The sequence below is a fragment of the Pseudomonas sp. genome, from assembly GCF_026224925.1.
GTDB lineage: Bacteria > Pseudomonadota > Gammaproteobacteria > Pseudomonadales > Pseudomonadaceae > Aquipseudomonas.
Map to the genome: position 1 here is coordinate 1 of NZ_JAMFRV010000505.1, position 14,816 is coordinate 14,816.

General features: G+C 55.4%; 14 protein-coding genes and 1 pseudogene. 4 read left to right on the plus strand and 11 right to left on the minus strand.

Annotated elements, in window-relative coordinates:
• The 6 genes and pseudogenes from M0974_RS21470 to M0974_RS21495 all read right to left on the minus strand — a co-directional run.
• Window positions 1-205 (minus strand): annotated as a pseudogene (locus M0974_RS21470) (AMP-binding protein); the annotation flags it as partial.
• Complete coding sequence (locus M0974_RS21475; protein WP_297841403.1) at window positions 202-747, minus strand: hypothetical protein; 546 nt, start codon at window positions 745-747, stop codon at window positions 202-204. The pseudogene M0974_RS21470 and the gene M0974_RS21475, both read right to left, overlap by 4 nt.
• Window positions 744-998, minus strand: a complete 255-nt coding sequence (locus tag M0974_RS21480; protein ID WP_297841433.1) for an acyl carrier protein — start codon at window positions 996-998, stop codon at window positions 744-746. Before M0974_RS21480 ends, M0974_RS21475 begins: the two co-directional genes overlap by 4 nt.
• Before the next feature lie 24 nt (window positions 999-1,022).
• On the minus strand, window positions 1,023-1,283 hold the full coding sequence (locus tag M0974_RS21485) for a phosphopantetheine-binding protein (RefSeq protein ID WP_297841406.1): 261 nt from the start codon (window positions 1,281-1,283) through the stop codon (window positions 1,023-1,025).
• Window positions 1,258-2,067 carry a 1-acyl-sn-glycerol-3-phosphate acyltransferase gene (locus M0974_RS21490; RefSeq protein WP_297841435.1) on the minus strand — a complete coding sequence of 270 codons (810 nt, stop codon included), beginning with the start codon at window positions 2,065-2,067 and terminating at the stop codon, window positions 1,258-1,260. The genes M0974_RS21485 and M0974_RS21490 overlap by 26 nt, the downstream gene beginning before the upstream one ends.
• Window positions 2,043-2,762 carry a beta-ketoacyl synthase chain length factor gene (locus tag M0974_RS21495; RefSeq protein ID WP_297841409.1) on the minus strand — a complete coding sequence of 240 codons (720 nt, stop codon included), beginning with the start codon at window positions 2,760-2,762 and terminating at the stop codon, window positions 2,043-2,045. Before M0974_RS21495 ends, M0974_RS21490 begins: the two co-directional genes overlap by 25 nt.
• 319 nt (window positions 2,763-3,081) lie before the next feature.
• Between M0974_RS21495 and M0974_RS21500 the strand changes: the two genes are divergently transcribed.
• Window positions 3,082-3,861, plus strand: coding sequence for a ParA family protein (locus M0974_RS21500; RefSeq protein ID WP_297841411.1), 780 nt, complete (start codon window positions 3,082-3,084; stop codon window positions 3,859-3,861).
• Here the strand turns inward: M0974_RS21500 and M0974_RS21505 are convergent.
• Window positions 3,826-4,290 carry a PAAR domain-containing protein gene (locus M0974_RS21505; protein WP_297841413.1) on the minus strand — a complete coding sequence of 155 codons (465 nt, stop codon included), beginning with the start codon at window positions 4,288-4,290 and terminating at the stop codon, window positions 3,826-3,828. The genes M0974_RS21500 and M0974_RS21505 overlap by 36 nt on opposite strands.
• Window positions 4,291-4,421: 131 nt before the next feature.
• Window positions 4,422-4,856 carry a thioredoxin TrxC gene (trxC, locus tag M0974_RS21510; RefSeq protein ID WP_297841415.1) on the minus strand — a complete coding sequence of 145 codons (435 nt, stop codon included), beginning with the start codon at window positions 4,854-4,856 and terminating at the stop codon, window positions 4,422-4,424.
• Between the two features lie 265 nt (window positions 4,857-5,121).
• Between trxC and M0974_RS21515 the strand changes: the two genes are divergently transcribed.
• The 3 genes from M0974_RS21515 (at window position 5,122) to fic (ending at window position 7,778) form a co-directional block, all read left to right on the plus strand.
• Window positions 5,122-5,571 carry a hypothetical protein gene (locus M0974_RS21515; protein ID WP_297841417.1) on the plus strand — a complete coding sequence of 150 codons (450 nt, stop codon included), beginning with the start codon at window positions 5,122-5,124 and terminating at the stop codon, window positions 5,569-5,571.
• 68 nt (window positions 5,572-5,639) lie between these two features.
• On the plus strand, window positions 5,640-6,323 hold the full coding sequence (locus M0974_RS21520; protein WP_297841419.1) for a hypothetical protein: 684 nt from the start codon (window positions 5,640-5,642) through the stop codon (window positions 6,321-6,323).
• A 339-nt stretch (window positions 6,324-6,662) separates the two neighbouring features.
• Window positions 6,663-7,778: a protein adenylyltransferase Fic gene (fic, locus tag M0974_RS21525; protein WP_297841421.1), complete on the plus strand. Its 1,116-nt coding sequence runs from the start codon at window positions 6,663-6,665 to the stop codon at window positions 7,776-7,778.
• Between the two features lie 17 nt (window positions 7,779-7,795).
• Here fic and selO read toward each other — a convergent pair whose 3' ends face one another.
• The 3 genes from selO to M0974_RS21540 are packed head-to-tail and all read right to left on the minus strand — an operon-like array spanning window position 7,796 to window position 14,445.
• Entirely contained in the window at window positions 7,796-9,259 is a 1,464-nt protein-coding gene (selO, locus tag M0974_RS21530) for a protein adenylyltransferase SelO (protein WP_297841423.1), read from the minus strand.
• Window positions 9,260-9,307: 48 nt separating this feature from the next.
• Entirely contained in the window at window positions 9,308-12,667 is a 3,360-nt protein-coding gene (gene mscK, locus M0974_RS21535) for a mechanosensitive channel MscK (protein WP_297841426.1), read from the minus strand.
• 35 nt (window positions 12,668-12,702) lie between these two features.
• The gene (locus tag M0974_RS21540; RefSeq protein WP_297841429.1) at window positions 12,703-14,445 is read right to left on the minus strand and encodes a potassium/proton antiporter; all 1,743 of its coding nucleotides are present in this window, start codon (window positions 14,443-14,445) and stop codon (window positions 12,703-12,705) included.
• Window positions 14,446-14,816 lie beyond the last annotated feature (371 nt).

Consider the following 14,816-nt stretch of genomic DNA (forward strand, 5'->3'; position numbering starts at 1 on the left):
CACGCCAGGCGCCAAACAAGGCGACGGCCAATTCGCCAGCATCTTCTAAATGTACCGCCAAGCGCTTGATACCCCGGGCCTGCAACCCCGCAGCAATGCTCAGCGCCTGGTCACAAAAGCGCGCGTGATTTAGGGCTGGCGCGAAGGTCAACTCACGCCCTGGCGGTAGGGCCAGCAACAGACGCTCAAAGGGAATCCAATTCATGCACGGCCTCTTACACGCTGGCGCACTGTCCATTCGCCAGCAAACAGCAGGCCCATCAGGCCGTATGAAATCAAACCGTTGTAAAGCGTCCACCAGCTTATCGGCGCACAGAGGGTTAAAACGGCGGCGATCAAACCGTTACTCAAAAAAAACAGGCACCAGACTTCGGTCACTCTACGGGTGTAGCGAACGGCAACATTGGATAGCGCCGGGTCGCTCAGGCGTGCCACGCGCTCAATGATCGGCGGGCCGTAAATCAGGCTCAAACCGAACAGGGCCAACATGAAACCACTGCTGAGTACGGGGTACCAGCGCAACAGCGCGGGGCTGTCGAACCAACCCAACAGCACGCAGAAACCTATGGCGCTCATCGCCATCCACAGGCTCCCTGGCTTGCGCTTGCCGGTCAACGCCCGTACCAGCCACAGGCTGCCAAGCAGCAGCGCGAACTGCCACGGCGCGATGTGTCCCAAACCGAAATACACGGCGAACGGGTAGAGCACGCCCGCCAGCAACAGCACTAGGCCAATCAGCCGGCTCATGCGGCGGGGTGGACCAGGCGATAAACGGCCTCGACCACGTCGTTGACGGTGCGTACGGTTTTGAAGTCTTCGGCGGTGATTTTCTTGCCTGTCTTGCGTTTGATGTGATCAATCAAGTCCACAGCGTCGATGCTGTCGATTTCCAGATCCTGATACAGGTTGGATTCCAGGCTGACGCGCTCGGGTTCAAGTTCAAACAGCTCAACCAGTGCTGTACGCAAGGTGTTGAAAATGTCTTCGCGGGTTTGCATCACGGGCTCGTGTGTGGTCATGCCTCAGGCCGCCCGTCTGGCGCTGACGAATGCCGCAAGGCTGTCGACGCTGGTGAAGTGGTTGCGGGTGTCCTTGGCGTCGGCGTCAATTTTGATCCCGTAGCGCTTCTGGATGGCCAGGCCAAGCTCCAGCGCGTCTACCGAATCCAGGCCCAAGCCTTCGCCGAACAGTGTCTGATCGTTGCCGATGTCGTGGGTGCTGATGTCTTCGAGGCCTAAGGCGTCGATGATCAGTTGCTTAATTTCCAGGTGCAGATCGCTCATCTTTGGCGAGCTCCTTGTTGAAGTATTGATGCAGGTAGTCGTTGAGCTTGCGCGAGGCCACCGGGGGTGGACCGAGCACAACAAAAGCGTGTGGATCTATATCGGCACCAACGTTCAAACTGAAGTGGACGCGACGCTGCGGGATGCGATACCAAGGCTCGGCCTTGGTCAGTGTGCTGGGGTTGACCTGAATAGTGACCGGGGTGATGAGTTTCGCACCGCGCAAGGCAATTGCGGCGGCACCGCGATGAAAGGCCGGTGCCTGTCCCGGTTGGGTGCGCGTGCCCTCGGGAAAGATAATCAGCGTTTGTCCGCCTTGTAGCGCGGCCGCAGCGGTATCGAGCATGTCTACGCTGCCGTCGTTGCTGATGTACTCCGTGGCGTGCACTGGCCCGCGGGTAAAAGGATTTTGCCACAGGCTTCGTTTGACCACGCAATTGGCGTCGCGCACCAATCCAATCAAAAAAACCACGTCTATCAGCGACGGGTGGTTGGCGATAATCATTTGTCCGGGGCGCCCCAATCTTTCGGCGCCCTGAACGTCGTAGGTGAGCACGCCGGTGCGGGCCATAAAGCGAATTAACACCCAGAACAGCCGACCGACCGTGCGCCGGGCGCGTTGTCGGTGGCTGATTGCATCCCCTGGCAGGCAACCCAAGACCGGGATCACAAGCCGCAGGCACAGCCCACCCACCCCAAAAAGGGCAAAGCTCATGGCAGTTGCCAGCAGACGCCAATAATAGGCGTCGCGGTTTTTGGTCAGGGTTGTCGTCGCCAGTTCCACAGCCGATTCTTCCATGAATGTTGGCAGCAGGTTTGCCCGCTCAATAAGGTGCGCAACAGCTTCAGCGCGTGGGGGGTGTCGGCAGCGGGCAAGCTTTCATCGCCCGTGCTCAATGACAGTTGCCAGTCTGTGCCAGGCGTCAATAACAAGCCGACCGCATACGGAAACGGCACGTCGTTGACCCACTCGGCGTAAGCCTCAGGCGGTTGTTCTTCAGTAACTATAAGCAGTACGGCGGGAGCGCCCTCTGCGAGCAGCGCGCCCGCCTCAATAACACCGTGTTCAAGACCGTCACCTGCTGCTGCCAAGGCGGTCATTTCGCTAGTCTCGCCACGCATGATCGACCACAGGCCAATGATCGCGTTGTGCACCGACAGGCTGAATTGCGTCGGTGACAAGGGCTGGTCAGTGGCGAGCTCGCTGAGAATGTCGAAGGTCCGGGGTGTTTCACCGTGGCGGGACACGAAGACCAGCGGCAGTTGTTCTCGACCTTCGGCCAGCGGCCAGCCGACACTGAACGCCATCCGCGCCAGGCGGCTCAAGCGTCTGCGCTGCATGGCTGGCAGAAACGAGACGTCCGGTGCCATGTCAACGCTGGCGACAGCGGCTTGGCCATTGTTCCACTGCTGCCAGTCATCGGTCGTCTCCAGGCCGGGAGCCCAGGCACGCCACTGTGCGATGTTAAAGGTAATCACGATTCTCTTCCCGCCCCTGGGGGCTACTTCTTAAACAGCTTCGCGAGCTGTGCCAATTCCGGCGCAGCGCTTTAACCGACTGGCGCGCATTATCCCGATGGGGATGATTAGTAGCAAATCCTGTTACACATAGTGGGTTTACATCAGCTACTTCCTACGCGTATGCGGTTTAAATTCTGACGTAGCGGTGTAGAAACTTATACAACCGGTGTAACTCCACGCCTACTATTGAGTCACTAGATGAAGCGCTCGCCCTTGGGACCAGCTTTGCATAGACTCGGGCGACTCTGAATAATTTCAGTACCAATGAGGCTTTCGCATGCGGCGTGTGGTGTTCAATCAAAAAGGTGGCGTGGGCAAATCCAGCATCGCCTGTAATCTCGCGGCTGTCAGCGCCTTTCAAGGGTATAGGACACTGTTGGTCGATCTTGATGCCCAAGCCAATTCAACCCAGTACCTCACCGGCTTGACGGGCGACGATATCCCCATGGGGATTGCCGATTTCTTCAAGCAAACCTTGTCATCCGGGCCGTTCGCCAAGAAAAACCAGGTCGACATCTACGAAACACCGTTCGACAACCTGCACGTGGTCACGGCCACTGCTGAGCTGGCTGATTTACAGCCGAAACTGGAATCCAAGCACAAGATAAACAAGTTGCGAAAATTGCTGGATGAGTTGAGTGAAGACTATGACCATATTTACCTGGATACCCCTCCCTCACTGAATTTTTACGCAGTTTCAGCGTTGATCGCCGCCGATCGAGTGTTGATCCCCTTCGATTGCGACAGTTTCTCCCGTCAGGCGCTTTACGGCTTGCTCAAAGAGATCGAGGAGTTGAAGGAGGACCACAATGAGGGGCTCGAAGTTGAAGGCATCATCGTCAATCAGTTTCAGTCTCGCGCCAGCCTGCCGCAACAAATCCTCGACGAATTGATTGCGGAAGGGTTGCCGGTGTTGCCGGTTTACCTCAATAGCTCGGTAAGAATGCGTGAGTCGCATCAGGCTAATACACCACTGATCTACCTCGACCCACGGCACAAGCTGACGCAGCAATTCGTCGACCTACACGGTTTGCTGGAGTCGGGTGTGAACCATTGATTGGGACGCGCCTGCGCAGGCGTTGAGAGCGGCGGGTCGTAGAGGTGAATACAGGTTCTCCCGCAAGGTGCCATCCAGTAGTGCTCGGTAAAACTGCATCGCGGCTTTCTGCGACACCTCAGCAAGGTCCGCAGGAATGGGAATGGTCGCCTCCATATCCGCCTCGATACTGTCTGCACTTGCCAGAAGTCGGTGGTTGCCAGGCGGGCAGCCGCATTTGACCTCGTGCCCTTGGGTTGCAACTGCAATGTAGCGGTCAATGTACGTTGGGTTGCCTTCGGCGATATAACCGACGTGCTTGCACTTGGGGCACCACACGAGATCGCCCATTCTCGCCAGCTTGCGCAGCTGCACGGCAACCTTCGCCGAGGCGCTGATGACGAAACCGTCCGTGGTTGTGAGATCACCTTCCCTGATGACATACGTCATGACTGCTCCTGACCCGTTGCTTGATTTGAATCATCAGGCTAGATCAAAAAGCAGCGGCAGGGCCCCGGAAAAGCTGTTTGGGAAATGCCCTACGGAAAAGTCAGCATTTGCAAAGCCGCGCGGCAAACTCCTTAAATACCCTCGCTCTTCAACCAGGCTAGCAGCTGCGGCAAAGGAAACGCCCCGCTTTGGCGTGCGACTTCCCGCCCATTTTTAAACAGGATCAGGGTAGGGATTGACCGAATGTTCAGCTGCCCGGACAGCTGCTGATTGCTTTCGCTGTCCAGTTTCGCCAACCGAGCACGGCCCGATAGCTGAATAGCTGCCTGCTCGAAGGTCGGCGCAAACGACTTGCACGGCCCACACCACTCGGCCCAGACATCGACCAATAGCGGCAAATCGCCTTTGATCTGGCTGGTGTAATTGGCTTGGGTCAAGGCAAAGGGTTTGCCAAGCAACACCTGCTCCTTGCAACGTCCACACTTAGGCTGATCGCCAACGCGCTCGGCAGGGATGCGGTTGAGGCCGTTGCAGTGCGGGCACGGGATCATCAGAGGGTCGGACATGGTGGGCTCCGGTGGGTGGATAGATGGGAATTAATGTGGTGGTTCGTTAGGGAATACTCAAGGGCTTCACACAAATATGGGCTGGGTTTCATCGGCATTACACGGCTGTCAACTATCCGATCAGAGCGTTGTATTAAACGCAGTTGCAAATTATTCTCTCGTGACTTCTTGAATTGTAAGGTTTTTATATCTGGAATTAATAGCGTGCTGTGGCAAGTTTGTTTGTAGTTAATTATGGCGCTATAAATTAATTAAGGAAGTTGCTATGCGAGCATTTAAAACGATTGTTCTGTCATTGCCACTGGTTGCTTTGGCTTTGTCGGCTACTGCCTATGCAGGTCCACCTATACACGTGACTTTCGAAAATCAGGGGTCCGTTGATGTGGTATATACCATTTCTAGTCGTAATGAGGTGGGGACACAAGTCAACGCATCACCCAAGCCCAGCGTTAACGTAAAGGGTGGAGGAAGCAGCCGTTATACAGTGCAAAGTGGAGTATCTCCCGATTCAAGTTACGCGGTTGTGCGTTATCAGGCAGGTCGTAAAAGTTGTCAATTTACAACGACATTTGTTAATGCCATGCAACGAGGTGGGGTTAAAGTTCCTGCTTGGAAGAAAAGTGCGGTCGCCAGCGGTGGTGCTATCTGTACCGCGACCATTACGGCCACAAACTATTCAGATTATGGCTGGTCGACGAAGTTTACGATGAAATAAAGGAAGGAGTGGGTTGCTACGGCCTTGTCGTATTCAAGGCTGTAGCTACATATTATAGGGAGATAATGATGATCAATAGTATTCAAAACTCGCCGGTTAGCGGCCTCATCGTCAGCAGCCTGACTGCACGCTCAGCGACAATGGATAGTGCCGTTTCATCCGCGGCCGGCACTACTGCTTCTGACTCGCCGAAGATGTCGATGCTTTCTCGTCAGTTGAGTGAAAGTGCTAAGCATGCAGCATTAAGAGAGGATAGTTTGACCTACAGGCAACTCGGAGAATTAAGAAAAAAACTAACCGATGATTTTTTTGGTGAGCATTATTTTTTAAATAAAATTAGATATGATAGTGAGGTTCCTAATGTCGATGATCTTGAATTGCGAGCAAGAGCCGTGGCGGCCACTGAGTATGTGAACGGTGCTGCCCTAGGAGATAAAACAGTTAAAAATCCTTTCGCCGGGCTGCAACGTGAGCAACTGGCCCTTATAACGTATGATGACAGCGGGTTGTATACCGTAAATGAAAGACGCGCTGCCTCATACCGTTCCGACCAACTTGAGCAGGAATGGTGTAAGAAAGTATCAGCGATGATCATGGACGAATACAGTCGCACCGGCAATACGAAAACGCCCAAAATTCTGGCCGAGATGCTTTCCCATTATCAGGCGTTACCGCGTATCGAGCAGGCTCAGTTTCCTGACGGGTATGCCGCAGATCTAGAAAGCAAGATCGGTTCCGGCGCTCCTAACTAACGACAATAATAGAATAATCAATTTTATGTTGGTGTTAGAGTTGTACATATGGACTCCCACCGGTCAGCGTTTATTGTCCCAAGTTCAAGGCCTTTCCGAGAGTCTGTGGGACCGAACTCATTCGGGAAGGGTAACTTGGTCTGTCTGAGGGATTGCAAGCCAGCAACCATCATGTCGCTATTCCTAACAAATAACGACACGTTATCTCGACATGTCGTCGCTGGCGACATGAGTCGGAAGTCATGTCGCTATTTCCACAAAATAACGACACGTTCTCTTGACGTGTCGCCGCTAGCGACATAAGTTGAAGTCATGTCGTAAAAGATAGGTTTTTGGAACATGACAAATTTCGCTAGCGGTTGGCATCCTGAAAAACCCCACAATCTTCCTCTTCTGCCTCCGGGTCAGGAGCTCGAAACGAAGGCGGTTCTCAAACGCTGCATCACGGCGCGAGCCGCCTTGGCTGAGCTGAAGCAAGCTGCGTTGTTGCTGCCTAATCAGACAATATTGATCAATACGATTCCGTTGCTGGAAGCAAAGGACAGCTCGGAGATCGAGAATATTGTGACGACGACGGACGAGTTGTTCAGGTATTCGGATGGCAGCGGGCTCGCGGATCCAGCCACTAAAGAAGCATTGCGTTATCGATCAGCGCTGCATCAAGGGTTTGAGTCTTTGGGGCGTCGTCCGCTGTGTACCGTAACGGCCGTAGAAGTATGCCGCACGCTCAAGGGCGTGGATTTGGATATTCGTCGAACGCCCGGTACTCAATTGGTGAATGCCCAGACGGATGAAGTTATCTATACGCCGCCAGAAGGCGAGAGTCATCTGCGAGACTTGTTAGGAAATTGGGAGCGATTTCTGCACGAACAAACTGACCTCGATCCCCTGGTTCGTATGGCTGTCGGGCATTATCAGTTCGAAGCAATTCATCCGTTTATCGATGGCAACGGTCGAACTGGGCGGGTGATCAACATCCTTTACCTGATTCATGAAGGTCTGCTCAATCTTCCCATCCTATATTTAAGCCGGTACATCATCAGTCACAAAGCTGATTATTACCGACTGCTGCTGGAAGTTTCCAGGGAGCAGGCTTGGGAGCCTTGGCTGCTGTTCATGTTGCAGGCAGTTGAGGAAACTGCACAGTGGACAACGGCAAAGATCACCGCGATTCGCCGTTTGGTTGAACATACAACCGGCCATGTTCGGGAGAAATTACCCAAAATCTACAGTAGAGAACTAGTAGATGTAATCTTCGAGCAACCTTACTGTCGGATCGGCAATCTAGTAGAAAAAGGTATAGGCCAGCGTCAGGCTGCGTCGCGCTATCTGAAGGATTTATCCCAACTGGGCGTGCTCCGAGAGGTGCACGCAGGAAAGGAAAAGATTTTTATCCACCCAAAATTGATGCAGTTGTTAAACCGCGACAGCAACCAGTTCACGCTCTATACGTAAGCGAGCAAGCTGTCCTTTCAAGACGAACAACTAATCTCCAAATGCTTGCCCCATTCCGGTGGTCGTTCCGCGTAACTCTCCATGCCCGGTTGCGCTTCGAAGGGTTTGGTCAGCACTGTGTGCAATCGGCGGACTTCTTCGTAGTTTCCGTCTTCGGCGGCGTCGATGGCCTTTTGCGCCAAATAGTTGCGCAGGATATAGAGCGGGTTGACGGCGTGCATGCGGGTTTGGCGTTGTTGCTCGGTGCCGCTGTCTTCTCGGGCGATGCGCGCTTGGTAGTCGCTGGCCCAGGAATCGAAGCCTTTGATGTCGACGAAATCATCGCGTAGTCGACTGCATGCGGATACTGCAGGCTCGTCGCCAAGACGGCGGAAGAACAGGGTGTAATCGACGCCGCTGTTTTGCATCAGTTTGAGCAGGCGTTCGATCAGCGTGGCATCGCTGTCTTCTGCGCTGGTCAGACCCAAGCGGCGGCGCATCAGGTCCAGGTAGTGAACTTGGTACAGCGGCAGGAACAGACCAAGAGCCTCGCGCAGGGCTTCGACGCTGATGAACGGGGTCAACGCCTGGGCGAGGGCGCTGAGGTTCCATTGGCCGATGGGCACTTGATTGCTGAAGGAGTAACGCCCTTCGTGATCCGAGTGGTTACAGATGAAACTTTGATCGAAGTCATCGAGAAAAGCGAACGGGCCAAAGTCGAAAGTGATGCCCAGAATCGACATGTTGTCGGTGTTCATTACGCCATGGCAAAAGCCATACGCTTGCCACTTCGCGATCAGCTCAGCGTTACGCTCGACGATCTGTTGGAACATTGCCAAGTAGGGTTCGGGTTGTTCGAGGCAGTCCGGGTAGTGCATGGCCAGCACGTGTTCGCCCAGCGCCTTTAGTTGCTCCGGCTGCTTGGTATAGAAGAAATACTCGAAACTACCAAACCGGACATGGCTCGGCGCCAGACGCAGGACCATGGCCGCGCGTTCCTGTTTTTCGCGCCACACCGGGGTACTAGATCCGATGACGCTTAGCGCACGGCTGCTTGGGATGCCCAGTGCATGCAACGCTTCGGAAGCCAGGAACTCGCGGATTGACGAGCGCAGTACCGCTCGGCCATCGCCCATTCTCGAATAGGGTGTTTGCCCGGCACCTTTGAGATGCAAGTCCCAATGTTCGCCGGCCTCGTTGTACACCTCGCCCAGCAACAAGCCGCGCCCATCACCCAAGCGTGGGTTGTACGAGCCGAATTGATGGCCGGAATAGACCATCGCCCGCGGGTCGGCGTCGGCCCAGAGTTTGTGGCCGCTGAATATTTCGGCAAATACAGGGAGTTCGGCCTGGGCCGGGTCGAGATCAAGCAACGCCATGGCCGCCGTGCTCGCGACGACTAACCGGGGGTCAGCGATGGGTTCGGGCAGCACCGTGGTTGAAAACGCGTCCCCCAGGCGGGCGAAGCGGTTGTCGAAGGTCAGTTCGTCGAGGGCTTTCAAGGGCCAACTCCAGCAGAATGTCCGACCATTCTGCTGGGATTTAACCCATCAGTCGAGCTTCACATCCGGTGGTTCAGGTGCGTCGCTGACAACCGGAGGCACTGAGGGCTGCGGTTTGCCTGGCTTGGCAGTCCCTTCTACGGGCACCAATTTGTACTCCTCCCCGTGCAGGTTTTTGAGATAAACCTCCATCTGCCGGAACGAGATATTGATGTTGTTGGCCTTGAATTCGCGGTTGATGAAGCGGTTGATCTCGTCGATAGCCGGGTTACGGTCACCCAGGTCACGCACGTGCATGCGCAACTCGTGGTCGAGTGTGCTTTCGCCGAAATTCAGAAAGTACACATGCGGAGCCGGGTCCTTGAGCACGCGCGGGTTGTCGTTGGCAGCCTTGAGCAGCAACACGCGCACAAGGTCCAGGTCCGAGCCATAATCGACGCCGAGCTTCAGCGTCACACGGGTCACGGTGTCGGTCAGCGACCAGTTGATCAGTTGTCCAGTGATGAACGTCTTGTTCGGGACAATAATATCTTTGCGGTCAAAATCAGTGATGGTCGTGGCGCGGATCCGGATCTTGCTGACCGTCCCGGACAGATTACCGATGGTGATGGTGTCGCCGATCCGTACCGGACGCTCGAAGAGGATCATGATGCCGGAGATGAAGTTAGCGAAGATTTCCTGCATGCCGAACCCCAGACCCACCGACAGCGCCGCCACCAGCCATTGCAACTTGTCCCAGCTGACGCCCAATGCCGACAAGGTCGAAACAAAGCCCACGCCAGCAATCGTGTATGACAGCAGGGTGGTAGTGGCGTAGGCGCTGCCCTGGGCAAGGTTCAGCCGCGATAGCACCAGTACTTCCAGCAGGCCAGGTAAGTTACCGGCCAATACCACAGTTGTGCCGATGATGATCAGTGCGCCAATCATGTCGCCGAGGCTGATCGGCACCATGCTCATGGTAGCGCCGGTACCGCTGGTGTATTCGTAGAGCGTGATGTTATCCAGGTAAGAGAACACGCTGATCAAATCTGACCACACCCAATACAACGCCGCGATAAAACCGGCCAGCAATGCCAGACGTATCAGTCGCAATGACTGATCGTTGACTTGCTCGATGTCCAATGTCGGTTCTTCGATGGTTTCACTGTCGCCGTTTTCTCTAGCCGCCTGGCGTTTGCTTTGGGCGCGTTGGTACGCCAATCGACGTGCTGCAACACTCAGCCCGCGGACGAAGGCGGCCTCGATCACCAACCACAACATCAGTAGGTACAAGGTGTCGATCAATCGATCACTGAGTTTCAACGCGGTGTAGTAGTAGCCGAAACAGACCGCAAGGAATAGCGCGACCGGCATTGCCGTGAAGAGCGCGCCGACAGCCTTGCGAAACAGTGAGGCGCTCTGATGGTTGGGGCTTCGGACCAGCAAGCGGCTTAGCAGCAACGTCATCAATGCGTAACAGGTCAAGACCACGGCAATACCGAGCACGTCGTCGGCCAGTGCGGCCGGTTGGTGTTCGGCCACGGCTACGACGGTAACCAAGGCCAGTACTACCAGACCCAGGCGACGAATCCAGCCCTGAAGGAACTCAACTTGAGGCTTTTCCCAGCGGAAATGCAATTGCGCGACGCCGCCCGGCGCGAGAACTCGGTAGGCGGTATAAAACATCAGCCAAGCCAGTGCCATTTGCAGCAGTGCGGAGCCGAGGTTGGTGTTTTGACCGCGGGCGTCAATCTGTAAAGCGTAACCACACAACGCCAGGCCCAGCGCCACCGGCACGGCTAGCAGAATGTTGATCAAAACCGCCAGCGGCGTATTCCATTGGTTATCACGCTTGAAGTGGCCAACGTCCGCATGCAACTTGCCGAGTTTTTCGTACAGGGCTTTACGTTTCCATACCAGAGCGCCGATCAGCAGCAGCAGCGGCAAGAACAAGAGTGGCCGTTGGGTCAGGCCATCAGTGAGTTCACTGACGCTGGAGGACCAAGGCAGTGTGGCGACCTGTTTGGACAACCGCGGCGGAATGCCTTCGATCCATTCCAGGTCCAGTGGTTTATTACTCGGGATCCAGAACATCTGCTCATCAAGGGTCGAGCGCAGGCCGATTGCCGTGCCAACGAGCTGCTTTTGATTGAGCTGTAGCGTAATGGACTCATTGAGCAGCGAGCTCAATTCACGATTCAGACGTTCCAGTAAATCGGTACGAGTGACGGCAAGGTCCAGCAGGGTTTTACGTAACGCAGGCGTCACGTCTTCAGGCGGTTGGGTCGCGAGCAATTTATCGACGTAGGCGCCGGGGCTACTCATGGCTTCACGCTGTTGATTGACCTCGAACTGATACAAACGGATGTCAGCGATTTCGTCAGCCAGCCCTTTGTCCAGCGTCAGCAACGGCAGTGCCTGTTTCTGCTTGTAAAGAATCTTCGACAGCAAGAGACTGCCGCGAAGGACGTTGATCTGTTCGTCGAGCGCTTGATCGCTTTGGGTCAGGCTGTCCAGTTGCTGCTTGGTTTTGAGGTTCTGTTGGGTCAGTTCATTCAGTCGGTCAGTACCGCGCAGCAGATAGTCGGAAAGCTTTAGGTTGGCTGCGCTTTCAGTGGCCAGCAAGCTGCTGCCGCCGGTTTTTTGCGCTTCGAGCGACAGCTGGGTAACGGTCTGCTGCGACTGGGCGCGACGTTTATCATTGATCAGCGTTTGCAGGTCCTGAATATCCTGCTCCTGCCGAGCGACCTTTTCGGTCAGCAAGTCATGCTGGCTGTTGCCCAAGTCCTGCAATTGACTGTTGCCCGCCAGCTCCTGGCGGCGCAGCAGCGTCATGGCGTTAAGCGAAGCCAACTCGGCATTGAGCTGATCGCGCTGGTCAGGGCTGAGGGTTTTGCCGCTGTCCTTGCCGGATTTCAGCAGGTTATTGATTTGTTGGGTGCGTGTCTGGTTGGCACTGATCTCGGCCTGCGCTCGTTCCGGTCGGGTCTGGGCGGTGATGGTCAGGCTGTTGGCATCATTCAGGGCTTTCTGCTGGTCAGCCAGTTGAGTGCTGCGGTCGGTGAGCAGTTGCTCCAGTTGGGCAACGTCAAGATTGGCAAATCGCTGTGCAATCGGTACCACCTTGCTGGCTTTCAAACGCGCTAAATCGCGCTGATTGTCTGTGGTCTGGCGCGGCGCCTGGCTCAGTTGCTGCTTGAGTTCGACCAGGTTCTTGTCGCTGTCCTCTTTGTTCTTAATAAAAACGAGGGTTTGTTGCAAGACTGCCTGCAGGGCTTTTTGATCGGCGTCCGGCAATTTGCGATCGGCAATTTTCGCCAGGCTGTCCTGCACGGCGCTGCTGGTGGGTGGCTCGGCAGCCTGAACGGTGGCGGTGGATAGGCAGAGCCCAAGCAGGGCAACAACAAAGAAAGGTCGCAGGGTAAGCATAAATACCGGTCGAACTGATCGAAGAGAAAAGGAGTTTAGAGGAACAACCCAGGTCCTGGGCGGCTTCCTTCGGGGAATTTGACGCCGACTTTAAGGATCTTGTTCCCGTCCATGACGGCGACGGTCCAAAGGGTGCCGTTCCATTCGATCTGGTCGCCAACAACGGGCTCGCCACGATTCTTCTGAATAATGAATTGGCTGAGCGGAATATTCGGGTTCAGGCCATCGAGTTTCAAACCGTACAACGCTGCAACAGCCCCGAGTTGAGCGTCTCCTTCCAGCACGAAGTCGCCGAAGAAACGCAAATCAAGACCGCGCTGAGGTGCCTGGCTGAACAACTTGCCCAGGGCGGATAAGTTGTGTTCATGGCCGATGACGCAGAGTAAATCGTCTACTTCCAACGTTGTACTACCCGACGGATGGAGCAATTGCTGACCCCGAAACAGCGCTGCGATCCGGGTGCCTTCGGGCATTTTCAGCTCACGCAGTGCCGCACCGATGCACCATTTCTCAGCGCCCAAGCGGTAAACGAACAATTCCCACTCACTGGTGACATGCACCTCCAGCGCGGAACGGGAAATCGGAGCGGGTTCTGGCGGTACTGTCACTTTCAGAAGCTTGGCCATCCAAGGCAGGCTCGTGCCTTGAACCAGCAGCGAGACCAGCACGATAAAGAACGCCAGGTTGAAATACAGCTGCGCGTGAGGCAGGCCGGCCATTAGCGGGAACACCGCAAGAATGATCGGCACCGCACCGCGCAAGCCAACCCAGGCAATAAAAGCTTTTTCTCGACGGTGGAACGCCTTGAATGGCAGCAGGCCGACGAGCACCGACAACGGCCGGGCAAACAGAATCATCCACAGCGCCAAGCCCAGCGCGGGCAATGCAATGGGCAGGAGATCGTGGGGCGTGACCAGCAGGCCCAGCACCAAAAACATGCCGATTTGTGCCAGCCAAGCCATGCCGTCAAGCATGTGCAATATCCCGTGGCGGCTGCGAATAGGCCGATTGCCCAGCACGAGGCCGCATAGGTAGACCGCGAGAAAGCCGCTGCCGTGAATGGCGTTGGTAAAGGCAAACACCGCCAACCCGCCAGCAACCACCAAAATGGAGTACAGGCCAGTCGCCAGATTGATTCGGTTGACCAGTTGCAGCATGACCCAGCCGCCACCCAAACCGATGATTGCGCCGATGCCAAACTCTTGAATCAGATGCCCCAGCAGGCTCCAATGCAGGCCGGTTTCGCCGCTGTGCAGCATGTCAATCAAGGTTACGGTGAGAAACACCGCCATCGGGTCATTGCTGCCGGATTCGATCTCCAGGCTGGCGGTTACCCGTTCATTCAGGCCTTTGCCGCCCAACAGCGAGAACACCGCAGCGGCATCGGTGGAACCGACAATCGCACCAATCAATAGGCCTTGGATCAAGTTCAGGTTGAACAACCACGCGGCGACCATGCCGGTCAGCCCAGTGGTAATCAGTACGCCCACCGTGGCCAGTGACAGTGCTGGCCATAACGCTACCCGGAAACTGGCGACGCGGGTGCGCAAGCCACCGTCGAGCAGGATCACCGCGAGGGCGAGGTTGCCGACCAGATAGGCCGTGGGGTAGTTGTCGAAAATAATGCCGGCGCCATCGACACCCGCTGTCATACCGACCGCGAGGATGATCACCAAAATAGGAATGCCAAGCCGCGACGAGAGCGAACTGACCAGAATACTTGCACTCACCAGCAACGCGCCGATCAAGAACAGGCTGTTGATGGTGTTCGCATCCAAGGGCGGTACTCCAGATCGAATTCGAGAAAGCGAGGCTCGGACTGACCATGCAGTCCGCGTGCCAAGGGATTCTAACCTGTTGAATTGGATGGCTGTCAAAGCTTTGTCTGTTTCTTTTGTATCGACCGCTACAAGGTGCGGAGCGCGGGCCTCAATCATGAGGCATAGATATTTACCACATCGCCCGGCAGACCGCGTTTATGGTTTGGGCTCATTTGCCGACAGGACGTCTAGCCATGTACGAAGTAAACGCAGCAGATTCTCTCGCTGACGAGTTTTTCAAAACCTTGCAAATCAAGTACGACTCGCCAGAAGAATATGCGAAGGAGACAGTGCGTACCTATGCGCAACGGAAGTGGGGGATAGATTTA